This window comes from Paenibacillus sp. 01T431 (assembly GCF_056398625.1).
This window is the reverse complement of record NZ_JBFTPT010000016.1, coordinates 133,115-158,208: the sequence shown is the minus strand read 5'-3', so window position 1 is coordinate 158,208 and position 25,094 is coordinate 133,115. Positions and strand designations below refer to the sequence as shown.

20 protein-coding genes and 1 riboswitch are annotated in these 25,094 nt (G+C 46.8%); of the genes, 15 read left to right on the top strand and 5 right to left on the bottom strand.

Annotation, left to right across the window (positions count from 1 at the left end; genetic code table 11):
- The first annotated feature begins 23 nt into the window (after window positions 1-23).
- The 4 genes from AC1DM9_RS26650 (at window position 24) to AC1DM9_RS26635 (ending at window position 3,860) form a co-directional block, all read left to right on the top strand.
- Window positions 24-620 carry a lipoprotein BA_5634 family protein gene (locus tag AC1DM9_RS26650; protein WP_477510431.1) on the top strand — a complete coding sequence of 199 codons (597 nt, stop codon included), beginning with the start codon at window positions 24-26 and terminating at the stop codon, window positions 618-620.
- Between the two features lie 675 nt (window positions 621-1,295).
- A complete protein-coding gene (locus AC1DM9_RS26645) occupies window positions 1,296-2,297 on the top strand; it encodes a methionine ABC transporter ATP-binding protein (protein WP_477583098.1) in 1,002 nt (333 codons plus the stop codon).
- Window positions 2,294-2,956 carry a methionine ABC transporter permease gene (locus AC1DM9_RS26640; protein WP_076271133.1) on the top strand — a complete coding sequence of 221 codons (663 nt, stop codon included), beginning with the start codon at window positions 2,294-2,296 and terminating at the stop codon, window positions 2,954-2,956. Before AC1DM9_RS26645 ends, AC1DM9_RS26640 begins: the two co-directional genes overlap by 4 nt.
- 55 nt (window positions 2,957-3,011) lie before the next feature.
- A complete protein-coding gene (locus AC1DM9_RS26635) occupies window positions 3,012-3,860 on the top strand; it encodes a MetQ/NlpA family ABC transporter substrate-binding protein (protein WP_477583096.1) in 849 nt (282 codons plus the stop codon).
- A gap of 137 nt (window positions 3,861-3,997) precedes the next feature.
- Here the strand turns inward: AC1DM9_RS26635 and AC1DM9_RS26630 are convergent, their stop codons facing one another.
- Window positions 3,998-5,116, bottom strand: a complete 1,119-nt coding sequence (locus AC1DM9_RS26630) for a copper amine oxidase N-terminal domain-containing protein (RefSeq protein ID WP_477583094.1) — start codon at window positions 5,114-5,116, stop codon at window positions 3,998-4,000.
- Window positions 5,117-5,328: 212 nt separating this feature from the next.
- Here AC1DM9_RS26630 and AC1DM9_RS26625 point away from each other — a divergent pair, with 212 nt between their 5' ends.
- From AC1DM9_RS26625 to AC1DM9_RS26600, 6 genes are all read left to right on the top strand, one after another.
- On the top strand, window positions 5,329-6,648 hold the full coding sequence (locus tag AC1DM9_RS26625; RefSeq protein WP_477583092.1) for a polysaccharide deacetylase family protein: 1,320 nt from the start codon (window positions 5,329-5,331) through the stop codon (window positions 6,646-6,648).
- An 88-nt stretch (window positions 6,649-6,736) separates the two neighbouring features.
- On the top strand, window positions 6,737-7,756 hold the full coding sequence (locus AC1DM9_RS26620; protein WP_339206902.1) for an AAA family ATPase: 1,020 nt from the start codon (window positions 6,737-6,739) through the stop codon (window positions 7,754-7,756).
- Complete coding sequence (locus tag AC1DM9_RS26615) at window positions 7,753-9,249, top strand: DUF58 domain-containing protein (protein WP_477583090.1); 1,497 nt, start codon at window positions 7,753-7,755, stop codon at window positions 9,247-9,249. The genes AC1DM9_RS26620 and AC1DM9_RS26615 overlap by 4 nt, the downstream gene beginning before the upstream one ends.
- Window positions 9,236-12,217: a DUF4129 domain-containing transglutaminase family protein gene (locus AC1DM9_RS26610; RefSeq protein ID WP_477583088.1), complete on the top strand. Its 2,982-nt coding sequence runs from the start codon at window positions 9,236-9,238 to the stop codon at window positions 12,215-12,217. Before AC1DM9_RS26615 ends, AC1DM9_RS26610 begins: the two co-directional genes overlap by 14 nt.
- Window positions 12,218-12,790: 573 nt before the next feature.
- The gene (gene guaA / locus AC1DM9_RS26605) at window positions 12,791-14,329 is read left to right on the top strand and encodes a glutamine-hydrolyzing GMP synthase (protein ID WP_441885164.1); all 1,539 of its coding nucleotides are present in this window, start codon (window positions 12,791-12,793) and stop codon (window positions 14,327-14,329) included.
- Between the two features lie 242 nt (window positions 14,330-14,571).
- Window positions 14,572-15,141 (top strand): hypothetical protein, encoded by a 570-nt coding sequence (locus AC1DM9_RS26600; protein WP_477583086.1) that lies wholly within the window; start codon window positions 14,572-14,574, stop codon window positions 15,139-15,141.
- Between the two features lie 58 nt (window positions 15,142-15,199).
- On the opposite strand, the gene AC1DM9_RS26595 is transcribed toward AC1DM9_RS26600, so the two are convergent.
- The 4 genes from AC1DM9_RS26595 to AC1DM9_RS26580 all read right to left on the bottom strand — a co-directional run bounded on the left by AC1DM9_RS26595 (window position 15,200) and on the right by AC1DM9_RS26580 (window position 17,988).
- A complete protein-coding gene (locus AC1DM9_RS26595) occupies window positions 15,200-15,952 on the bottom strand; it encodes a lysostaphin resistance A-like protein (RefSeq protein WP_477583084.1) in 753 nt (250 codons plus the stop codon).
- Window positions 15,953-16,477: a PadR family transcriptional regulator gene (locus AC1DM9_RS26590; protein WP_477583082.1), complete on the bottom strand. Its 525-nt coding sequence runs from the start codon at window positions 16,475-16,477 to the stop codon at window positions 15,953-15,955. It lies immediately after the preceding gene.
- 189 nt (window positions 16,478-16,666) lie between these two features.
- Entirely contained in the window at window positions 16,667-17,263 is a 597-nt protein-coding gene (locus AC1DM9_RS26585) for a permease (protein ID WP_477583080.1), read from the bottom strand.
- An 80-nt stretch (window positions 17,264-17,343) separates the two neighbouring features.
- Window positions 17,344-17,988: a TetR/AcrR family transcriptional regulator gene (locus tag AC1DM9_RS26580; protein WP_477583078.1), complete on the bottom strand. Its 645-nt coding sequence runs from the start codon at window positions 17,986-17,988 to the stop codon at window positions 17,344-17,346.
- A 256-nt stretch (window positions 17,989-18,244) separates the two neighbouring features.
- On the opposite strand from AC1DM9_RS26580, the gene AC1DM9_RS26575 reads away from it, so the two are divergent.
- From AC1DM9_RS26575 to AC1DM9_RS26555, 5 genes are all read left to right on the top strand, one after another.
- Entirely contained in the window at window positions 18,245-19,096 is an 852-nt protein-coding gene (locus tag AC1DM9_RS26575) for a helix-turn-helix transcriptional regulator (protein ID WP_477583076.1), read from the top strand.
- 91 nt (window positions 19,097-19,187) lie between these two features.
- Complete coding sequence (locus tag AC1DM9_RS26570) at window positions 19,188-20,159, top strand: N-acetylglucosamine kinase (protein WP_477583074.1); 972 nt, start codon at window positions 19,188-19,190, stop codon at window positions 20,157-20,159.
- Between the two features lie 34 nt (window positions 20,160-20,193).
- Entirely contained in the window at window positions 20,194-21,501 is a 1,308-nt protein-coding gene (locus AC1DM9_RS26565; protein WP_441885178.1) for a 6-phospho-beta-glucosidase, read from the top strand.
- Between the two features lie 250 nt (window positions 21,502-21,751).
- Window positions 21,752-22,774, top strand: a complete 1,023-nt coding sequence (locus tag AC1DM9_RS26560) for an ABC transporter substrate-binding protein (RefSeq protein ID WP_477583072.1) — start codon at window positions 21,752-21,754, stop codon at window positions 22,772-22,774.
- A gap of 8 nt (window positions 22,775-22,782) precedes the next feature.
- Entirely contained in the window at window positions 22,783-24,837 is a 2,055-nt protein-coding gene (locus AC1DM9_RS26555; RefSeq protein ID WP_477510444.1) for an iron ABC transporter permease, read from the top strand.
- A gap of 109 nt (window positions 24,838-24,946) precedes the next feature.
- Window positions 24,947-25,047: riboswitch (purine riboswitch) on the top strand.
- Window positions 25,048-25,094: the final 47 nt, after the last annotated feature.

Here is a 25,094-nt window from a genome sequence, read left to right as displayed (position 1 = left end):
ACAAAATATATGGGGGAATAAAAATGAAAAAGTTGTTAATTGCAATGCTGTCGCTTGTCGCTGTCATCCTAATCGCGGGATATGTTGGCAAGGACAGCATCATCGAAAAAATATTTCCGCAGGCTAAGGGTGTCATTGTATACGGAGAGAAACAGCAGATCGATGATGTATTAACCAAACATGCCGAGCAATTAGAAACAAAAGAAGTGTACGAAATAAAAATCGAAATTGCTGATGGACAAAAAATAATGTATTTGTCGCAATCCACGATTCAAGGCTTATTGAAAAAAGAACTGCTAACCGAAGTGGAAGCTGACGGCAAAACAAAAAAGGTTAAATCTTTGTCGACTGTTCCAAATGGGGAAGGCTTATTGTTTGCCAAAAAAGAGTCAGACAAGATTAATGGAAATGGGAATCCCATTTCAGTCAAGTATGAAGGGAATTTGATTATTGGGAGCGGCCGAGCTTATGTCGATGCATTTGTTGTACTGGAGGATTCATCCTGGTCATCGCTGCAAAAGACAGAAAAAACGATGGCCGTTATGAAATTTAAAGAAAATCCACAAAAGCTAATCGGAAAGTTTGATGTGGAAAGAGACCAGCTTGTAACTTTGAAATAATGGCTTTAGCTAGGGTTGTCGCAAAAACAGAGTTAATCTGCTTTTGTGACAATCCTATTTTTGTTTTGCCTGATGTAACTTAGGGATAGTGAGTCTCTGAGCTAATCGCAGCCAGTAATGCACTCCACTTATCGGACAAATAGCTTACGAACCCAGCAGCTCTTATTTGATCTATTTATAATGGATTGAATTTCTAACGAACTCCAGAATCGTTATTTCGAGCAAAACAGCTCATGGAGTCCTGTACAGTACGCGATAACGTTAATAAGATTCGTTAAAGCTTCAAAAAAGCAGTTTTCTGCATAATAGGCATGATACAGTTCGTTAGCCAAATGGTTTTGGGATGTTATGCGCTGTCTGTGCGATGAAGCGTTGAACCCTTAAGTGTATTTTGGCGAAGGCATCCATATAACAGAATAGAAAAATAACGATTTTGTTCTAAGTAAGCTCTTGCTTCAGCGAGCTTGCTCTTTACTATTTTTGAGACAGTTCCCGCGGTTATGCTGCAAGTGCAAGAGTAAAAAGATGGAGCAGGGAAACAATAGAGGAAGCTTTCTCAAATGAATATATAGCTGTTAAATTATGAAGCACAGTAAAATAGATAATTTTGACATTGACAGTATGCTGTCACATTTATAAAATATGGACTTGCTTGTTAGATAGGGGGTTATAGATTTGATCAGGCTAAACAACATCAGAAAATCGTATCGAGTAGGGTCGGTTTCAGTAGAAGCGGTTCGTGGCGTTAGCTTGACGGTAAGTAAAGGTGAAATATTTGGAATTATCGGTCATTCAGGCGCGGGGAAGAGCACGCTGCTGCGCTGCGTCAATTTGCTGGAAAAACCAACATCGGGAACGGTAAATGTTGGGAATGTGGAGCTTACCGGCTTGCCAGAGAGACAGCTGCAAGCGCATCGCAGGCGTATCGGAATGATTTTTCAACATTTCAACCTGCTATCGATGTCTACGGTACGAGATAATATTGCATTCCCGCTTGTTCTCGCCAAGCTTTCAAAGGCAGAGGTGAATAAGCGTGTGGATGAGCTGCTGAAGCTCGTTTCGCTTGAAGGTCATGCAGATAAATATCCTTCTCAACTTTCGGGAGGCCAGAAGCAGCGTGTTGGTATCGCGAGAGCGCTCGCAAACAATCCGGATGTATTGCTCTGCGATGAAGCGACATCGGCATTAGATCCGCAGACAACGAACTCGATATTATCATTGCTGCTCGACATTAATGAGAAGCTAGGAATTACAATTTTACTTATAACGCATGAAATGAACGTAATACGTTCGATATGTGATCGTGTCGCTGTTATTGATGATGGAGAAATCGTTGAAATAGGCGATGTGCTGCATGTATTTTTAAAGCCGGAGCATCCGGTTACCCGCGACTTTGTTGACCAAGCATCGGATAGCGCCGTGAATGGACAATTGCTGCGAGGCCGCTCAGGGCGCCTGCTTCGCATGACTTATATTGGCGAGTTGACTTACGAGCCTATTTTGTATAATGCGGTGAAGCCAACGTCTGTTCAATTTGCGATTTTGCAAGGAACCGTTTCGCGTATGAAGCACACGCCTTATGGTCAGCTTATTGTGGAATTGATCGGCAGCGCCGCGGAGATTGATCAAGTGATTTATGTTTTACGTAGAGATGGGCTGGAGGTGGATGCGATATGATGAGCTTCGAAAACGTACGTATTCCTGAAATTTGGGATGCTACGAAGGATACGCTCTATATGTTGACAGCCTCGCTCGTGTTTACAATTATTTTCGGATTAATCATGGGCGTCGTCCTGTTTCTAACTTCAAAACGGCAGCTTCTGCAGCAGCCTATTGTGTATGGCATCCTTTCATTTATCGTCAACGTACTGCGCTCGGTTCCGTTCGTTATATTGATGATATTGATCATGCCGCTTACAAAAATCATTACGGGAACGACGTTAGGCGTAGAGGGGTCTATCCCGCCGCTTGTCGTAGCAGCAACGCCTTTCTTTGCAAGGCTGGTGGAAACGTCGTTGCGTGAGGTAGATCGCGGCGTTATTGAAGCGGCTCAGGCAATGGGTGCATCAAAGTGGGATATCGTACGCCGCGTGCTGCTCCGTGAATCTAGTCCAAGTTTGCTAGCTGCGGTTACAATAACGGCAGTAACACTCGTCTCTTATACAGCGATGTCGGGTGTAATCGGCGGTGGTGGACTTGGTGACTTGGCACTGCGCTACGGATATCAACGTTTCCAAACCGATGTGATGCTGGTAACCGTCGCGCTTCTTATCGTGCTCGTACAGGTGCTGCAAACGATCGGGGATTCCTTAGTGCGTCGTTACAGCAGAAAATAAATAAGTAGAAGCATGATGCAGCTCAGAATGAATTGACAACTATGGAGGAATGAACATGAAAAAGACAAGCTATATGATCGTAACTTTAATGCTGATGTTTGCATTAGCAGCGTGCGGACAAAACAAAAATACCGATGACAACTCAGCAGGATCAAATGCTAATCAAGGAACAAAAACGCCTGGAGCGGTTAAGCTGAAGGTTGGCGCTTCTCCTGTTCCACATGCGAAGCTGCTTGAATTTGTAAAGCCAATGCTCAAGGAGCAGGGCGTGGATCTCGAAATTATCGAGTTCAATGACTACATCCAACCGAATACACAGCTTTATGAAAAAAATATTGATGCTAACTTTTTTCAGCATACACCTTATTTGGATCAGTTCAACAAAGACAAAGGTTATGATCTTGTAAATGTAGCTGCTGTTCATATTGAGCCGTTTGGCGCTTATTCGAAAAAGATTAAAAAAATCGATGAGCTGAAGGATGGCGCGAAAGTTGTTATTCCGAATGATCCATCAAATGGCGGACGTGCACTTGCTCTTATGGCTTCAAATGGACTGATTACTCTGAAGGATGGCGTAGGCGTTAGCGGAACTGTATCAGACATTGTCGCTAACCCGAAGAAGCTTGATATTAGAGAAGTAGAAGCAGCGACATTGCCGCGTGTCTTAGGTGAGGTTGACCTTGCTATGATCAACACGAATTACGCGCTGGAGGCCGATCTAGTTCCTACAGAAGATGCACTTTTCATTGAAGGAAATGACTCCCCTTATGTGAATATTCTTGTTGCGCGTCCAGACAATAAGGATTCCGAAGCGATACAGAAACTCGCTGCGGCGCTTCGTTCACCTGAAGTGAAAAAGTTTATAGATGAGACCTACAAAGGCGCGATTGTTGCTGCATTTTAAGCAGGTCGTACTTTAATTAAAATGACAAAAAAGCTGAGCATGCGAGTAATCGCTGCTCAGCTTTTTATGGTTTTTGCATCACTGCTATTGTTAGTCAATGCTTTTATACCGAATCTCTGCCGACAAGCTCCTTCTAATTACGAAAGGCTTAAACTATAGGTTTGATTATCCTTGTCATACGGGAAACCATTCTTGAAATACAAAATATCGCCTTCACGCTTGGTGAGCTTCAGGTAATCGCCGAGATAAGGAAGATCATTTGTTTCTACATACCCTTGCTGCTTAGCACCCAATAATTCCTTGTAAAGTACTGTAGTCGTCATTCCTTCTCTATTCACAAGTTTTAAAATGCCGCTTTTATTTGCACGCAAGAGAAAGACATCCTTGCCAAAATACTCAATAAAATAATTGTCATCTTCTCCGCCTAGGCTAACCAAATCAATCGTTTCAATGACTTCTCCGGTGCCGTCTTTGATCAGACGCAAAGTATTTCCATCGTTCAGCAGCAATTGGCCGTCTGCTAGAGTCACATTTTGCTCCAATCGACGGAAATAATAAACGCTGGACTGCTGGATAACTTTGCCGCCTTTTATGACGAGCGTGTATAGCTGATTGTGAAGATGCGGTTCACCATAGTTATCTTCTAGGTTAAGTACGAGCAATCCACCCGGTGTTTTTTGAAATTTAAAGGTCAAATAATCATGTATGGATTCACCTAGCTTTGCGAGCTCTCGCCTCACACCCTTGCCGTCTGTGACGTAGACAATGCCTTTCTTAGGCTCAACGGTGTAAGTTGATCCATCGTATGAGTAGATATATTGCTTGAACGTTTTTAGATGATCAGCCTTTATCGTCTTACTCTTGGCGTCCCACGTAATATGATCCCCGCCCAGTGCACCAACAACGAAACGGACAGGCAAATAAACATTTTTCTCATACAAAAATGGTGCGCTTTCGAGCTTAACCATCTTTCCATCGAGTATGCCTGTTTTGCTGCCTAGACGCACTGCAATCGATTTATTCCAACCGTCATATTGAGCCCGCTTGCCATCTTTATCCCATTTCACTTCAAGCCCCGCTCCGCCACCGACACTATCCATTGATACGAATGTAACGCCATTTTTTACGAGTGCTCCTCCATATGAGCGAATGCCGGAATCCCAATTAAACTCATAGCTTGCCTGAGATGCCGCACTGACAGAGGTTGGCAGCAGGAGTGCAAATACCAAAATAACGGCTGCAAAGCTCCATTTCATTACAATCACTCTCCTGAATTTCAATTAAATGGAATATATATGGAATGAAGACGCGAATGCACCACAATAAGTTGCGCACTGTTGTCTTCATGTTTTATTCGAAGCTGACATTTGAAATTGACTAGCACAGTCATTTACCAGTTCAACTGTTCATATAATCTATCAGAATGACTCAGTTAATTATTCATAGGTAGAGAAGGGTGGCAGCGTGAATGCAGCGGATGTGGCGGGTAGCGATTTGTATACTAGTTGTTTGTTTTGGTTTGTTTAAGCCTGATGGTTTTGGGGCGAATAAAGACGATGCTGCAAGTGATCAGAAGATCGTACAGGCAAGTGCCGCTGCTGCGGTTACGAATGATGAGGCGATGCCGCTTCTAACGGTGCAGGCATCTTACGATACTGGGAAAAAGCTGGAGCAAGGCAAGTCGTCAGCTGCTGCTGCTTCATCGCAAAATGATAGAGTTAAAGCCAATTCACTAGGATCAGATCAAAAGATTTTGTATTTAACATTCGATGACGGACCTAGTAAGAATACAGAGCAGGTGCTGGAAATTTTGAAGCGGGAAGGGATAACGGCAACTTTTTTTGTGCTTGGTGAACATGTGCTGAAGCAGCCGGAATTAGTTAAACGGATCGTGAAGGAAGGACATGGAATTGGCAATCATACGTTCGACCATAAATATGATCATTTATACGGAAGTTTTGCTGAATTTGCTGATCAGGTGATGAAAACGGATGAAGCTATCTATCGTACAACTGGGGTTAGAACCACCTTAGTTCGCGCGCCGGGCGGCACATATAGCAATTTTGATCAGGGATACTTTGATGCGATGAAAGCGGCAGGTTATCAGGTGCATGACTGGAATGTAGACAGTGGAGATTCGAAGCGGCAAGGTGTGCCAGCCTCCGAGATTATGACGACGATTAAAGGCTCAAAGATTGCAAGCAAGCTGAATGTTTTGCTTCATGACAGTGCAGGGCATGCTGAGTCTGTTAAGGCATTGCCAGCCATCATTAAATATTACAAAGATAAAGGATACACATTTGCTAAGCTGACGGATCAGGTTGAACCTATTCAGTTTAGGGTGGCAAGCAAACTCAAGTGGAGCAGAAAGCAGGTCACGCAGCAGGAAGTAGATAAGCTCACTCTGTTTTCGGAGAAGCTAGGTCAAAGCAGCCTGTCTGCCCAAACAAAGAAGCAGGTTCCAAATTTAATTTTGCATCGTGGCGAGAAAAGTCTCGTGCTTGCGTCAAGCGAATACGGAATAAAAAACGGCGCCATCGAAGTGTCGCTGCAAAAGCTTGTGGAATGGATTGAAGACAGCACGGAACTTGAGCTGAATACTGATTCCATAGAATCGTACGTAAGTACAAACCAGGTGCCGCCGAAATCCGGCAAGGAGAAACCTGTGATGGATGAGCCCCAGAAGCAGATCGTAGTTCCAGTGCGTGAGACGCTGCAAAAACTTGGAATCGCGATAACAAGATATGTGTACAACGATACCGATCGGGAAATTTGGATAACGGAGTAATAGAAAGGTTTCTAGCAGGTCTAAAGTGAGAGAAAGCTGGGGACACTGAAAAATAGATAGATTTATTTTTCAGGAGGCGATTTATACGATGATTTCTCCCCAATTTTCTGAGGATGCTAAAGAGGAACGTTATAGTCATTGGCCGGAAGCACCACAGGTGCTGCTGCATCGATTGCTAGTAAAGGTAGAGAGTGTATTGCTAGGCAAGCAGCAGGTCATTCGAAATACGCTAACTGCACTTCTGGCTGGCGGACATGTTTTGCTAGAGGATGTACCGGGTGTTGGCAAGACACTGCTCGCTCAGGCGTTTGCTAGAGCGGTCGGTGGAGATTTTAAACGAATACAGTTTACGTCCGACATGCTTCCGGCTGATATTGTTGGCGGAGTCGTGCTTGATGCACGGACGAGTGAACTTGTCTATCGGCCTGGACCGATTATGGGCAATGTGGTGCTTGCTGATGAGATTAACAGAACGTCGCCGCGCACGCAGTCTGCGCTTTTGGAGGCTATGGAGGAAAGACGAGTGACGGTAGAGGGGAAAACCCGCAAGCTGCCGGTTCCTTTTATGCTCATAGCTACACAAAACCCACTTAGCTTCGAGGGGACAAACACGCTGCCGGAAGCACAATTGGATCGGTTTATGATGAGGCTGACGATTGGTTATCCCGGCTCATCGGAAGAGAAGCGGATGCTCGAGCAATACGCGAATGGCAATCGAATTGAACCCGAACGGCTTCGTCCTGTCATTGCTACGGAGGAATGGCTGCAAATGCAAGCTGAGGCAAGGCAGACTCACATGCATCCGGCACTGCTTGAATATATGGTGCAGGTAGCCGATGCGACAAGGCGTGCGCCTGAGGTTGTGCTGGGCTTAAGCCCACGCGCACTGCGCGACTGGCTGCGGGCATCACAGGCGAATGCGTATATGGAAGGACGCGGATTTGCGATACCAGATGACTTGCTGGCGACAGCTGATGCTGTGCTTCCGCATCGTTTGTCTTTGCGTTTTAACGCGACTGCGGCTGGTGCTGATGCAGCTGCAGTTATGAGACGGACGATACGTGAATGTCCGATGCCTGCTGCAGTAGGAAGCGGGAAGCGCCGATGAATGCACCTTTTCAAGATGAATTATTGCAAGGCGGAACGCCGGAGAATGAGGCTGTTGATACGACGACTTATTCTCAAGAGGGTGACAGCGCAGCTCCGCTTGATAGGAGTGGGCAAAGAGCAGCTTCGGTACAAGTAAAAGAAGCTGTCCTAGTGAATAAGGAATGGGATCAACTAGCTTATCCTTATCGTACGAGATGGATCGCTTGGTGTATCATTACGGCGGGCTGGGCAAGCAGCTTGGCAGCTGTCATGATGCGGGGCGGTGCAGTAGAGTGGTTTATGTTATCCGTATTCAGCATGATTATAATCATTAGCGGACTTGCGCCTATTATGGCTGCCAAGGGATTAACTGCAATGAGGCTGATGCCGCAAGAAAAGACGAGAGAAGGCGGGCAGCTCGAAATTAGCCTGAGAATAAAGCGTTCTTTGCTCATACCTATTGTATGGATAGCTATTTCCGATGAGACGAGTAATGAAAGTTCATCAGAAAATACGAAAATAAGCGTGCGTACGGTGCTTATGCCAATGTTCCGCCAAGAGATGACTTACCGATATACTCTTCATCACTTACGGCGCGGGCGTTATCCCTTCGAGCCTATATCGATTACAGTGGGGGACTGGCTCGGCTTGTCAGCGATCCATAAACGTTTATATACCGCAGGAGAATTTGTAGTGCTGCCAGGACTGCCCCATGCCGATCAGGTACATAAAGCGGAACGTGCAAGAGGCACAGCATTATATGCTGTGCAATCTTCGACCGCTGATCCAAGCACGGATCACCTTGGAGATGCGGGTCGGGAGGAAATCAAAGCGGCGGTGAGTGCGGCGGGACTTGGACCAGACAGCCGTCCGTATCGCGAAGGAGATTCGCTGCGTCATCTGGATTGGCGAAGTGCAGCTAAAGGGCGCGGCTTACAGACCAAAATCCATCCTTTAGAGCGGCCAGCCAAAACAGTTATTGCTGTCGATACGATTGCTTCGGCTTATGGGCAGGACGATCGGTTGTTTGATGCTTGTGTAGGTTGGGCTTCGCTTGCACTAGCACAGTCTGCTTCACTCGGCCACGCTGTGACACTGCTGCTTGGACAAGGTTCTCCTGTCATGCAATCATCTGTTGATGGAGGAACACAGTCTGATTTATCAGAGATGCTGCATGCCATGGCATTGCTTCGCGCGGATGGAAAGGGCTCTCTCGCTGGGAGACTCGCCGAGGAATCAAACCTGCAAGCACGCGGCAGTACGATACTTGTATTTACTGCGGATTGGAGAGGCGGCCGGAGCTGGGGAGAGCTTGCCGGATTCGCAGGCGAGCAAGGCTGCAGGCTGGAACTATTTATTATTACGCGCAGCAATGTACCTACCTTCGCTATGCGCGAACAACAAAAATGGTTGGAAAGCGGCGGCGTCAAAGTGACGTGGCTGCATGTCCCTTCGAGTATGAACAGGCTCCCTTACGCCGAGGAAGGAGGCGACATTCATGAGCTTGCTTAAAAGCGATGTAGTAGGGAGGAGCGATAAGCCTCTGAAAGCTGAGCATAATTTACTGCGTGGCGAAGCGGCTGAGGAATCGTTTGAATACCGATTGATCACAACATTGCTGCTGTTCGGACTGCTATCGGAGTGGCTGCTGCCTTGGGTGAATGCAGGTGAGTGGTCGGCTATTTATAATCCTGCCCCGCTAATTTTTGTTATCGGTGTGGCGCTCCTGGCAGGGCTGTTTCGTTTGCCGATTGCACTTTCGTTCGTTATGAATGCTTTGTTGTGCATATTAAGTCTCATGTGGATTTATAAAAGCGCTGATCAAAGCAGTTTGCAATGGCTGCTTGCGTTTCCAGGCATGTTGAGAGACCATATCGTTCTGATTATAGAAAATGGGCTGTGGTCAATGTCCGGAGAGCTTCGGACTTTGCTGCTGTTTATAGGCTGGGCGATGCTTGCACCTGCATTGCAGGCTTTATTATGGATGCGGCAGACCGCTCTTGGCATCGCATGCTTCACACTAGTTTATTTGATTACGCTGCATGTCTGGCTGGGTATGGATGTAATGGGAGGCTTAATGCGAACCGTAGCAGAAGGACTCCTGCTAGGTGCCATTGTCTCTGTACCGCGTGTTAAGCGAATGATTAATACAGGTGCCGGCAAGCTTAGAGGTCTTGATATGCGCTGGTTATCAAGCTCCGTTTTTGTTGTACTTACGATTCTTGGCTGCGGTCTTTTGTTTGCAGGCGGGAAAGGTGAAACGATGCCGCCTGCTAGCTGGACTGCCTCTCTTAATGATCGTTTAGAGCAAACCATTCAGTCTATGGGTAATCAGCAAGGGTCGATCCATGTAATGGGGCAAACTGGATTTGAACGATTAGGCAGTGCATTTACGGGTTATGGCTTTGATGACGGCGTGCTGGGAGCACCTGTACAAAAGGATAACAGCGTGTTATTTACAGGCAGCTCCACTGAAAAAGCATACTGGCGCGGGGAGTCAAAGCAGGTGTACGACGGCCGGGGCTGGATTGATACCGCGGGCAGCTCTGTTCTGCTTCCTATACGAGGCTCTGATGCAGCAGCCTCCACTGAGGCTGCAGTAGAAGCTGGAAATAAGCAGCTGGGTCCGCTCATTCGGCAAACTGTAGTTTGGTCTAAGCCGACAGCGGGGATGCCGCTCTTTGCATCAGGCCACTTTGGCAATGTGACAGAGCTTGTTGCAGCTGATCCACGCAGGAAGCTTGGAAGTTATGTATACAATGCGGATAAAGGCTCTTTATACGCACAATCGGATACGGCGAAGATTGAGAAATATACAATTGAGAGTGTGCTCTCTATAACGGATGAAGCACAATTGCGCGCTTTGAGCAGTACCGCTGACGAAAATTTATCGACAGGTGACGGAGCGCAGGCGGCAACAGTAGAAAGTGCTGCGGAGCTTGAGCCTTATTTGCAGCTGCCCAGCAGTCTGCCAAGCCGCGTAACTGCATTAGCTGCTGAGGTTGCGGGCGGCGGGGTTACAAGCCGCTACGATCAGGTGAAGGCGATCGAGGACTTTTTGAAAGCGAGCTATACCTACTCGCTGGAGGACAGTACAGTTCCGCCGGAAGGAAGCGACTTCGTCGATCATTTCCTCTTCGAGCAGCGGCAGGGCTATTGTGTGCATTTCTCCACAGCCATGGTCGTATTGCTTCGTTCGCAAGGGATACCCGCTAGGTGGGTGAAAGGCTTTACTTCAGGCACTCCAGTGGGGGAGAGCGCGGAGATAGGCTCGCTGAGTACGAGCGGTGGAAGTAATGATAGCGGGTCGCAAGGGACGCTAGATACGAGTACAGGAAGTATGAAGAATGAACAGCTGAGTATTGGAAGCCATGATAGCGGAGCTCAAGGAGCGCTAAATAAGAGCGGTGGAAGTAATGATAGCCGGACGCAAGGAACGATAGATACGAGTACAGAAGGTTTGAATAGTGAAAGGCTAAACGCGGGAAGCAGCAGTGCTGGGCAAACCACTGAAAATAGTTTGAAGCTGGTGGATTATGAGGTTAAAAGCTCAGATGCGCATGCTTGGGTTGAAGTATATTTCCCAGGCGCAGGCTGGGTACCCTTTGATCCGACGCCGGGATTCAGCGATGTATCGACTATCGCGTCCGTCGGTTCTGTGGACGGACAGCTTGCTGCTCCTGCGATGGGTGCAGCAGGAACAGCAGCAACCGGAGCAAATGGTCTTAGCGAGTCCAGCTTATCGCGGGTCGCTGCTTCATTCGAGGCGGCGGCAGCAGCCATTGCACGAGGAGCAGACGCCCTCGTGCATGCGGCGCAAAGCGCCGCCAAGAGCGCAGCGGCGGCATCGCCCGCCGCTGTAGTTACCGCATGCGCGGCCGCGCTAGCGCTTGCGGCCGCGGCCATTGCTGCGGCACAGCACCAGCGGCTTCGCCTCTCGCTGGCGCTGCGCCGCTATGGCGCGGCTCACGCCGGCATCGCGAAGCTCGCCGGCGCAGCCGCGCCCTATCCGTCACATGAATCTGTGACGGACATGGATGCAGCGCCAGCGGCGGTCGCGCGCTGGCGCACTGGCACTGGCGGCGCGGCGGAGGATATGGCGCCGCGCAGTGGAAAAACGCCGCGCGACGCCGATGGGCGGATTCGCGCGAGCTTCATTGCAGTGAGCAGCGCGTTAGCGCCGCTGCTGCAGCGCCGTTTCGGCGTGCAGGCGCCGGGGCAAACGGCGCGTGAATATGCGAGCGCCGCTGAGCCGACGCTCGGTGCGGAGCAGCAGGATGCGCTGCGCCAGCTTACAAGCTGGCTTGAGGAAGCACATTTTGCTGCGCCTGGTCCTTGGCCGGGTGCACCTACTCCTTCTGCACTGCGGACAGTTCTGCGGGTGCTGGACAAGCAGCCCATTCAGAAAGTGAAGAAGCACTCCGCGGATAAGCTGCAAAAGCAGAAGAGAAGCGACATTCCAGTCAAGGCTCCTAAATAGTTGCAGGAGACGATGATACATTTTGGCTCCAGCTGTAAGTCGATTTATATAACGAAACATGAAACGCAGTTTAGCTGGAGAAACCACCGTTAATATGGTGTACTTTTGAGCTTTTATTGCAATAGGAGGAATTTCTCCCGTTAATTGTTGATGATTTAGCTGATGATGGCTATTTCTCAAGAATTAACGGGAGTTTTTTCTGTTAATTCGCTGAAAAGCTCATTATGAGACATTTTAACAGGAGCTTTTCCCGTTATTTTCTCAAGCAGCTGTTGTAACTGTCGTAATAAGCATAGTTGCAGAATATCAAGCGTTTTTACTATAAAATCTGCCCTTAACTTAGGCATCCGCATGAAAAAGGGTGGATGAAATGAAGCAGTAGTCTGCAGCTACTCATATTTTTTTCAACTATTCCGTATGACTTGGCACATTAAATAACATTCTATTTATAAGCCTATAATCAAGCAGATAAGCGGTTACATTTTTACTTCAATGAATTGTCACTCCGCTTTGCCTTGACTCGCTTAAACAGCCTTATATATAATTACTACATAATTTGAGGGAGGCTCGGTAATGACTAAGCAAAATGAAATCATCGTTGTACTCGATTTTGGAGGACAATATAACCAACTTATTGCACGCCGTATTCGTGATTTGGGCGTATATAGCGAGCTATTGCCGTATAACACGTCGGTAGAACGGATCCGTGAACTACAGCCGAAGGGTATCGTATTCTCGGGAGGACCGGCAAGCGTTTATGAAGAGAATTCACCAATGGTTGACCCTGCGATTTATGATTTGAACATTCCGATTTTCGGTATTTGCTACGGTATGCAGCTGATGTCGCATCAGCTTAATGGTAAGGTTGAGCGCGCTGGCAAACGCGAATACGGAAAAGCAGAAGTGGAATTTGTGGAAGGTTCGCAAATCGGCTTTGGCTTAGATAAAGTTCAAACGGTTTGGATGAGCCACGGCGACCACGTAGTTGAGCTGCCTGAAGGCTTCAAAGTAGATGCAAGTACGGATCATGCTCCTGTTGCAGCGATGAGCAATCCAGACCGCGGATTCTTTGCCGTTCAATTCCACCCAGAGGTTCGTCACTCTGAATTCGGTAATGAAATGATTCGCAACTTTCTTTACAATGTTTGTGATTGTGATGGCACATGGACGATGGAATCGTTCATTGAAGATGCTATTCGTGATATTCGTAATGAAGTTGGCGACAAAAAAGTACTATGCGCGCTTTCCGGCGGCGTAGATTCTTCTGTTGTAGCTATACTTCTTCACAAAGCGATCGGCGATCAGCTTACTTGTATGTTTATCGACCACGGCATGCTCCGTAAAGGTGAAGCTGAAGGCGTTATGGAAACATTCGTAGGCAAATTCGATATGAAAGTGCTCAAAATCGACGCGCAAGAGCGTTTCCTTGGCAAGCTGAAGGGCGTAGAAGATCCAGAGCAAAAACGTAAAATTATCGGCAATGAATTTATTTATGTGTTCCAAGAAGAGTCGGACAAGCTGGATGACTTTGAATTTTTGGCACAAGGTACACTTTACACAGACATCGTGGAGAGCGGTACAGCTACAGCTCAAACGATTAAATCTCACCACAATGTCGGCGGTTTGCCTGAGGACATTAAGTTTAAACTTATCGAGCCTCTTAAAGCGCTATTCAAGGATGAGGTTCGTAAAGTCGGCGAAGAATGTGGTCTTCCAGAAGCTATCGTATGGCGTCAGCCATTCCCAGGTCCGGGTCTTGCGATTCGTGTCCTAGGCGAAGTAACAGAGGACAAGCTTCATATCGTTCGTGAGTCGGATGCGATTCTTCGTGATGAAATTGCAAAAGCCGGTCTTGACCGTGAAATTTGGCAGTACTTCACTGCGCTTCCAAACATGAAGAGCGTAGGCGTTATGGGCGATGCTCGTACGTATTCGTACACAGTTGGTATCCGCGCTGTAACTTCAATCGACGGAATGACAGCAGACTGGGCACGTATCCCTTGGGATGTGCTTGAGAAAATCTCCGTACGTATCGTTAATGAAGTAGACAACGTTAACCGTATCGTCTACGACGTAACTTCGAAACCGCCTGCTACAATTGAGTGGGAATAGATTGGAATTAATTGATTACAAAAAAATACTCTCTTTTATTTGTGTTATTCAGCAAATAAAAGGGAGTTTTTTTCGTTTACCAAAATCAAAGAACTAATTTGAAATGTACTTAGTTGGCACTTTTTTCATGCTAATAAGTGCGTCTAGGAAGCCCACGCATTGATATTGTTGTAGAAACGAGTAGTTAGACATTGTGATCTTGGGGAAGGCTACATGAAAAAAAGATTACAAGGTGGTATACGATGATAAAGAGGATTAGATTGCTTATATTTGTTTTCATTTTCATGATTGGCTCAACTGCATATGCCTATAACGAAAAGCCATCAAGTGACGAGCGTGTGCCTTTTGAAAAGATGTATTTTGAATATGGTGGCTATAAAACAGTCGAAGATGCATTAAGTGAATGTAATCGTCACTTCAGAAAAAAGATTAAATTGCCATTTAAGCTGCCGCCGATTCCGTTTACTCACCAGTTGGCAAGATGTAATCAACTTGGTGGTGTAAACGACTATTTTGAAATCGAGTACCTTAATGAGCTTCAAGGTTCAAATAATCATTACATGGTATGGGTGAATCCTTTGGGACACCGAAAAGGATTTCCACGCAAAAGCAATGTTATCCGCATATATGAGTTAGAGAATGGAGAGAAAGCTGTATATGGTACGACCCCAACATTAGGTGATAGACCTCCAGCGTTTGATGTATTGCGTTTTGAAAAAAATGGTTGGCAATATATATTGTCGGTTGATAAGCGTGTAGAGGATAAGGTAACAGCTGATGTTTTAGTGGACATTGCTAATTCAATAAAATGAAGTTCAAGCACCATCATTCGGTTGGTTGGTGCTTTTCTTCTTCACGTAGCGCTTCCTACTAGGTGTAAATGGTGTTTGTGTTAATCGAATTTTTTTTGGAGGAAGAAAGCAGCCAAATTAATTGAACAGCAAGAATAGCGATGACGAGATAGTCGTATAGATGTGTGCCTGGATCATTGCCTGTGAAGTTTAGAAAGTTGTGCAAGCCATGGAAGAGGATTGTGAGCAGAATGGCGCGGTTCCGAACGACCAGCATCGCCAATACAAAGCCCACTATAAACGCATATCCAATTTGCAAAAGAGTATCCTCTATCGATTGGCCGCCAAGCGCCTGCAAAGCGTGTGTGACACCAAACAACGCGCTGGAGACGATGACAGCTGTCATTTTTCCTTTTGGCATTAGAATCCGCAGCATCATTCCCCGGAACAATGTTTCCTCTACAAATCCTACTAAGAAGAGCTGCGACAGCAGCATATAAGCGAAAAACGAGAAGGAAGCGGGTTGAAAGCCTTTGTTGGCGATCAATAAGACGATTAAGACGAGCAGCAGAGGAAGATATTCAAGCCATTGCTGCTTTGTAAGCTTGTAAACACCGCTGAAATAAAAGGTGCTCCACCGTTTTTTTACCGTCATATAGATCACTAGAAATAATGCTATCGGAATAAAGCCTAGAAATGGAGCGAGTGGATGCGTAAGTTCAGCAATCGATACATAGGCGCTGCCGCCGGCTACAAAAATCATCAGCATAAGCTCGATTAGAATAAGCGTAACAATAGGCCTTTTTACTGTAAAGCTGTCCGTTGTATTCATTTAGAATTCCTCTTTTTCGATTATTTTTTTAAAAAATTCATTTTCCATCTTAAAAAATTGCAAGCCGTAATGCATGACAGATACGCGGTAATAATAGGCGTTTTTATCTTCGAGCTGCTCCAGCTCCTTGGACACGATGGACTGAACAGCCTCCATTTGAGCAATGTTGCGCGCGATGTTTTGTTGATACGCCATTAAGTTTTGTTTTTTCGTAGGCTCATCAAGGTAATCGTAAAAGAAGATTTTAATGAGATACTCCCGTTTGTTCGATTGAAGGGGTTCTCTTAGCCACTGTATAAAATGCTTCTGCCCTTCGCTTGTGATGCTGTACATCTTTTTGTTTTTGCTGTCATTCGTTTCTTCTTCCGTCACATATGCACTTTCCACTAGACGCTTAAGTCCGGGGTATAGGCTTCCATAGCTCATTTTGTAAAAGATCCCGATTGATTGCTCTGTTATTTTTTTAATATCATATCCGCTCATTTTCCCTTGCATCAGCATTCCTAAAGTAACTAGCTCAATCATTGTCGTTCTCCTTAATGTATCAAGTTGATATATCTATTTGATATATGTAATGTATCTCGAATGGAATACTTTGTCAAGAAAAATAATTGTGTAAATGAACGCTATTTTAAATAACGAAAAAAGCCCAAAACTCTCGTCTCAGCCTGCTGGCTGATTCGCGAAGGTTTTGGGCTTTGTATGAGCTGTGTCTTAGAGTGAAAAATAATCGGCTGCAAACGTCAGGATTAGGAGTACCGCCATGATCCAGCCTGCACCATAGGTTCGTTTCGATGGTACAGGGGCAGAGGAGTCAGCATGGTTTTGTTTTGCCGTTCTTTTCTTAATGGACCAAATATATAGGCAGGCACCCGCTAGAACTAGGGACAGCTCTAATATGGCGCTAATTGCCGGCAGTTTCCACAGTCCGAAGCCGAGTAGAGGGAAATCGCCGAAATTTCCGGGCAAGAGCGGCATGTCGCTGCGATGTACGAGCAGGTCAATCAACCAATGGCTGAAGACCAGTGAGCCAATGATGGCTGCACTTCGCTTATTCCATATCCGCCATGAAATTAAAGCAGCAACAATCGCTATTAGCAAAGCTCCAGCCAGAGAATGCGTATAGTCAGCATGGATAACAGCTTCACCATAACCTCCGTCGCCTATTTTATCAATAGATTCTGCCCCTGTGAGCAGCAGCGGGATAAACGCGATATCGAGAAGCTGCGTGCTTGCCATCAAAACCCACAAGGGTACCTTGGGCTCCATCGCTTTTACAATGGCCGCAAGTCCAAAATGTCCAGCCAGCATTTACTTCGCCACCTTTCGTTCAATTCGTGCATCAAGCCAGCCGCATACGACGATAAATAGAAAGAGAAACATTAAAAAAGTCATGTATCAGTCCTTCTTTCGTTTATCTGCTTGTCGAATCCAATAAGGAGTGCTTCAAAGGCATGATCAAAGGTAGTGGAGAGTCGGCTGAAAATGGCGTCCACACTCTCTTCCGAATGCGTATAGGTGCCAACTATCCCGCGCAGCATATAGAAATAAATGCGTGAACAGCTTAGGAGCTGCTCGCCTTCAGGCAAATTAAGATTTGTTTTCAAAAGCTGGACGATAACGTTGAACATTTGATTGCGAACACGATTGATTTCTAGCTCAGGCTCCAGTTCATCGACACGGGAGGACTTAACCTCAAAAAATATAGCGTACATGCTTCTATTGTTTAAGCAGAACCGAATAAACAAATCATTCATTCGCTTAAGCTTCTCGTCAGCGGATAGGAAGGCGTCTTTTGCAAGTGTGTCCAATTCACCCTTCAACAGCTGTAAGGGCTGCATAGATAAGGCATGAAGCAATGCTTCTTTATCTTGAAAATAAATATAGATCGTAGTATGAGAGCAGCCGGCTTCCTTTGCAATTTCTCTTATTGAAACGGAATCGTATCCGCGTTCTCCGAACAGCTTCTCAGCTGCGGCGATGATGGCGCATTTTGTTTCCTCTGCGCGGAATTCTTTTTTAGTAGCGATGATCATTCACTCCTCTTTATGATAGTAACCACTGGTTACTAACCGATGGTTATATAATACCAAATGCTTACAGATGTCGTCAAGACGCTGATTTCTGCTATAATCTTTGATGAGAACATTAGTAAATTCAACCTCGTTTTTATGGAGTAGTTTTGCATTCGCAAACCTAAGCCGATGCTTACGAAGTAGGTTTTCTACGAAAACCTAAGCCCATGCTTACGAAGTAGGTTTTCTACGAAAACCTTTAAGGAGAATAAATCAAATGAACCTATATCCTTCAATCAGCGAAGATCGGATTGAGCTGCCGCTGGCTTTTCCCATTACGATTTCGCAATCTGTAGGGGTTTCCCCGACCTTTCAAAGACTGCATTGGCATAAAGCGCTCGAAATTAACTACATACAGAAGGGGAGCGGCTACTATCTGATCAACGGGAGCCGTTATGACTTCCAGCAAGGAGACATCGTACTTATTCATTCCAATGATTTGCACCGTGCGTTTGAGTCAGAGGAGCTGGTCATGAGCATTATTATGTTTGATTCGTCTTACCTTGCTTTAGAGCAGCGCTACGATGCGGAGCTGCTTATTCCATTTCGGGATATTGGGTTAAGATTTGATCATGTGCTTGATCGAGAGCATCCGAAGCTGGGAGAGCTTGGCGGCATTATTAAAGACATGTCTGCTGAGTTTGAGCTGAAGGAGCCGCATTTTGAAGTGGTGGTGCGGGCGAAGCTTATTCAATTGCTTGCATTCGTCAATCGCTATTTTGCAAAAAATAATGAAACGGGAGCGCAGCATGTGCGTGGTATGGAAACGATTCGAGGCGTGCTGAATGACATCGAGGCTGATATATCATACCCATGGACGCTTGGCGAGCTCGCAGAGGCCGCGCACTTAAGTCCCTCTCGGTTCAGCACGTTGTTTGTGCAGGTTGTTGGGACCTCGCCCATGGATTATTTGATACAGATGCGGCTGTCACAGGCGGCTTATCTTCTTGAATCCACAGACAAAAAGATTATTGAAGTGGCAGCTGAATGCGGATTTCGCAATTTATCTAATTTCAATCGGCTGTTCAAGCAGCACGTAGGGAAGCTCCCATCCGAGCTGCGATCCTAAAAGACAGTAAGATAGTATTATAACATCGTTCTTTTTCATTAGAAGAACGATGTTTTTTATTTTAAAATAGAAGAAAGTACAAATAAGGAGTGTGAGCGATATTATTTTCCTTGGTATAGATGCAGGAGGCAGCAAGACACATGCTCTGCTCGTAGATGAGACAGGACGTGTACTTGGCAGAGGCCTTGGCGGAAATGGAAATCATCAAACCGCTTTTGAAGCAGCAAAAAACAGCATAGATCATGCTTGTCAGCAAGCGCTTCAGGATGCTGGCGTGACGAAGGATCAGGTGACATTTGCCTACTTCGGACTTGCAGGAGCAGATCGTGAGCCTGACTATGCAATTTTAAGACCGATGATTGCTTCACTTGACTATAAAAATCATGCGATTGCATGCGACACCATGATTGGTATGCGTGCGGGGACGAACCGATCTTACGGAGCGGTCATTCTTAGCGGAACTGGCCTTAACGCTGCTGCTCGCAACCCTCAAGGGGAAGAACTGCAGTATGGCGGCTTTGGTTATTTATTCGGGGATGGACATGGTTCGGGCACGGATATGGCCATTCACGCTTTCCGCAGTGCGATTCGTGCTTGGGAAGGCAGAGAGCAAGCGACACTTCTTAGTGAAATGGTTCCCCAGCGGCTTGGCTATCATACGATTCAAGAGATGTACGATGATGCGCTGGACAACGGCAAACGTCCGTCACATGAGCTTGCTAAAGTGATGTTTGAAGCCGCTGCTCTCGGGGATGCTGTAGCCATCCGTCTTTTGGAGGAAGCTGGGCGTGAGCATGCGAACTCTGTAAATGCGTTGATTAAGCGGCTAGGCATGGAAAAAGAAAAATTCGATGTTGTCCTTGCTGGCAGCGTAATGTCGCGAGGCGGCTCTACACATATGGTCGATGCAATCAGTGAAGCTGTTGTAGCGGTTTCGCCGCAAGCGCAGACAGTCAGATTGACGGTCGATCCGGTTATTGGAGCAGTAATGAGTGCGATGGATAGCAGCGGCATTGTGATTGATGAAGCGGTAGATGCAGCACTTAGAAAAATTACATTTTAAAAATAGTTTAAACATTTAAGGGAGGCTCATTCACATGTCCAAAAAACCACTAAAGGTCGCCGTCATTGGCGGCGGTTCCTCGTATACGCCAGAAATCGTAGAAGGCTTTATTAAAAAATATGATGAAATGCCGATTCGTGAGCTTTGGCTTGTTGATATCGAAGAAGGTCGTCATAAGCTGGCAATCGTTGGCGAGCTTGCGAAGCGGATGGTAGAGAAAGCTGGCCTGCCAATCGAAGTGAAACTAACACTTGACCGTCGTGAAGCGATCGCTGGTGCAGATTTCGTTACGACACAAATGCGGGTAGGTTTGCTGGAAGCAAGACGCCGTGATGAGCATATTCCTATTTCACATGGTGTAATTGGACAAGAGACGACTGGACCAGGCGGCATGTTTAAAGCGCTTCGTACTGTACCTGTCATTCTGGATATTTGTAAGGATATTGAAGAGCTTGCGCCGAATGCTTGGATGCTTAATTTCACGAATCCAGCGGGTATTGTAACCGAAGCGGTTCAAAAATACAGCAAAGTAAAAACAGTGGGTCTATGCAATTCACCAATTAACTTTCAAAAGTTTCTGGCTAAAGAGTATGGCGTTAGCGAGAGTGAAGTATTGCCTGAATTCGTAGGGATCAATCATCTGCACTGGGTTACAGCCGCTTATGTAAACGGTGAGGACAAATTGGACGAAATGATCGGAGCCGGTCGCGACTATTCCGCTACAAACGTAACTGCGTTTGACTGGGATGCAGATTTCCTTCGCTCATTAGGCGCGATACCAACGTATTACCTCCGTTATTTCTATATGACGGATTCGATGCTCGCGGATATGAAAGACTCGCTAGAGAAAAACGGCACGCGCGCAGAAGTTGTAAGCCGGGTCGAAACAGAATTGTTTGAGCTTTACAAGGATGTTAATTTGACGGAGAAGCCAAAGCAGCTTGAGCAGCGCGGCGGTGCTTATTACTCTGAGGCAGCTGTTAACTTGATGCATGCTCTATATACCGACAAACGTGATATTCAGACGTTGAACGTTAGAAACGGCAACATTATTGATTTTCTGCCTGAAGATGCAAGCATCGAGGTTAACTGTGTCGTTACGGCTCAAGGCCCGATTCCACTGCCTTTGCAGCGTGTTCCAGAGCAAATTAAAGGTCTAATGCATGCTGTAAAAACATATGAATCGCTAACTATTGAAGCTGCAATCAGCGGAGATAAAGGGATCGCGCTGCAAGCGCTCGTTCATCACCCGCTTGTTCCAAGCGTAGCGGTGGCTAAGGCGTTGCTTGAAGAAATGCTTGAGGCGAACAAAAAGTATTTGCCGAATTTTTTCAAAGAATAAACTAGGCTGCAAAGCAGTTGGCAGGAAGGGCAGGAGCATAGCTCCCGCCCTTTTTTGGCTTGCTTTTAACTATAGACTTTGCATCGGGAATTAGCTGTAAATACAAAATATTTACATTGACATCTAGTGCTATCGATTATATGATAACAAAGGTATTTGAACATGATAATCATTATCACTAAAATGGGATTAAAAAGTTATCAACCCAGCGAATGAAGCAGGGTTTAAACAAATAGGGGGTAAGAAAAAAATGAACAAACGATTAATGAGTTTGATTATGGTCATCGTCGTAATGGTGGTGGCTGCAGGCTGCGGTGCGAATAATGCGGCGAACAACAAGGCAGAAAACAAGGCAAGCACTAACGCTCCTGCTACGAACGACGCTGGCGCGAAAGCGGATGGTCCGATTGTCGTGAAGGATGCGAAAGGTGAGGTTACCCTTGAGAAGCCTGCTCAAAAGGTTGTTGTGCTGGAGTGGACGTTTACTGAGGACATGATCGCCCTTGGAATGCAGCCAGTAGGCAGCGCGGACAACGAGGGTTATAAGCAATGGGTAACAGGAGAGGCGCCGCTTGACGCAAGCGTGACGGACGTTGGTTTCCGCCACGAGCCAAACCTTGAGACGATCGCAGCCTTGAAGCCTGACCTCATTATTGGCATTACGGACAGCCACGAAGCGATCTACGATCAGCTGAAGGGCATTGCGCCAACGCTGCTATTCAGCCTTTATCCGGCTGAAGGCAAAGGCGACCAATACACGCAAATGATCGATATATTCAAATCTATTGCGGCGGCAGTCGGCAAAACACCAGAAGGCGACAAAGTACTTGCCGATCTGGATCAGCATTATGCGGATGCAAAAACGAAGCTTGCTGCAGCAGGCAAAGAAGGCTTGAACTATGTGCTGACGCAAGCATTCAGCTATCAGAATGCTGCAACGATGCGTCTATTCATGGATAATTCGCTAGCGGTTCAAACGCTGGATCGTATTGGCCTCAAAAACGATTGGAAACCGGAGCAGTTCGAAATGTATGGCTTTACTACTTCGACGGTAGAAGCACTGCCGGCTATTCAAGATACGAACCTGATCTATATCGTTCAAAAGGATGACGACATTTTTTCAGGCACATTGACAGACAATTCGGTATGGAACGGTCTTAATTTCGTGAAAGAAAAACGTACGTTTGCTCTCGACAGCACGACATGGGTATTCGGTGGTCCGATCTCCTCCAAAGTCATCGTAGACCAAGTCGTAAATACATTAACGAAATGAGCGAGCTCATGAAGAAGCAAAATAAAGAAGCCTCATTGGGTATGATTTGGCGAATGATTGGTATATTTGGGGGCGGCCTTGCCGCCCTTTTCTTTCTGTTCATACTGAGTCTTTGCTTCGGGGAAGCCAAAATTCCAGCGGCAGTCGTATTTGACGGCTTGCTTCATCGGCAGGATGTGATGGAGCATAATTTGCTTTGGGATATTAGGATGCCGCGGACCGTTATCGGCATTATAGCGGGAGCTGCGTTAGCGGCGGCAGGAGCGTTATTGCAAACGATAACGAAAAACCCGCTTGCGGCCTCCGATACACTGGGCATTAATGCTGGAGCCTATTTTATGGTTGTGCTCGGCATGGTCGCTTTTCCTGCACTGCAGCATGAGGCACCTTTTCTGCTGGCGGCAGTGGGAGGGTTCCTTGCAGCATTGGCTGCTTATTTTCTTGGCGGCGGGCGGGCGGCAACGCCGGTTCGGCTAGCGCTATCGGGGATGATTGTCTCGATGGTGCTCGGTGCGTTTACGTCGGCCATTCATATTTTTAAAGCGACGGAAACGCAATCGTTGTTTCTTTGGGGTGGAGGCACGTTAATTCAGCTTGATTGGAGCGGCGTGAAGTATGCTTGGCCGCTTGTGGCGGCATTGCTCGTCATTGCAATACTTGCCGGACGCAAGTTCGATGCGCTCGAGCTGGACGAATCGACTGCTCGTTCATTAGGGCAGCGCGTAGGCTTAACCCGGGCGGGAGGGCTGGCGCTCTCTGTGCTTATGGCAGCCATCGTGGTCAGCGTCGTAGGGCCGATTGGTTTCGTTGGTCTTGTAGCTCCGCATTTGGTTAGGCTCTCCGGCATTCGAAATCATCGTTTGCTCATTCCTGCGAGCGCGCTTTGGGGAGCGCTGCTCATAACGGCAGCGGATGTGCTTGCCCGCATGGTACGAAGCAGTCTCGGCGAAATGCCGGTAGGCGCCGTCATGGCGATTATCGGGGCGCCTTGGCTCATTTGGCTGGTGCTTACCAAGATGAGAAATATTTCCGGTTCGGGCTCAGGACAGTCGTCGATGAGCATTGGAGGAGCTCCATTCCGCTTGCGTTTTGCACCGACTGCCTTAGCCATGACCGTATTGCTGGCTGCGGTCATTCTCGTTAGCTTGTCGCTCGGCGGTACAAAAATTCCGATCATGGAATTGCTTAGAAGCCTATTCGGAGCAGGAGACGATTCCTATTCTGTGCTGCTGAATCTAAGGCTTCCGCGCACCCTCGTTGCAGCAGGGGGAGGCATTGCGCTCGCAATCAGCGGCGTACTCATTCAAAGCGCTGTTCGCAATCCGCTCGCAGATGCTTCTATTATCGGCGTCACCTCGGGTGCGGGTTTTGGGGCCTTGGTCGTGCTCGTTGCATGGCCAACGCTGCCGATCTTCGCGCTGCCGATTGCCGCTATTACTGGCGGGGCTATAGCTGCCGCGGTTGTATTTTTCTTAGCTTGGCGCAAATCGCTTAACCCATCCGTTCTGATCCTGCTTGGCATAGCGGTGTCTGCCATCGGAGCTGCAGGCATTCAGGCGATGATCGTGAAGGCAAGCCTATGGAGCAGCACGGCATTTGTTTGGCTAACGGGAACGACGTATGGCCGAAGCTGGAGCCATTTTAACAGTATTTTTATTTTTCTGCTTATTCTTGTACCGGCGGCCTATTATTTGAGCAGGAAATTTGATCTACTTGCCTTCGGAGATGAAAGCTCGACAGGTCTCGGCTTACCGGTAAAAGGCACACGGCTTTGGGCTATGATCATTGGTGTGCTGCTTGCTGCGGGAGCGGTGGCGAGTGTAGGAACGATTGGTTTCCTTGGATTGATGGCGCCGCATGCGGTAAGGATGATGGTCGGACATCACACAAGGCGCTCGATCATCCTGTCAGGTCTGCTTGGCGCCTTGCTGCTCGTAATTGCGGATACGATCGGAAGAACGGTAATGGCTCCGAAGGAGATTCCTTCCGGGCTCATCATTATGCTGATTGGAGCTCCATACTTCCTGTTTCTTATGTACCGTTCACTCGTCAAAAAAAGGTAGAATGTTAGAAATGTTTGCTAAAAACGAATGTTGTACGTATGTATTGCCAATAACGTTCGTAAAAGTTGTTGACAAAATGGGCAATTTCTCTTTAAAATTGAAAACGGAAAACAACAACAGCATATCTTTTCGTATAATCTCAAGAATCGGCTTGAGAGTCTCTACTCGGTCACCGTAAATGATCAGGCTACGAAATTGGCGGAAAAAGCTCGCAGCGGTCCAGCGGGTATCTTTTTCCCCTTTTTGCAGAGCCTGGG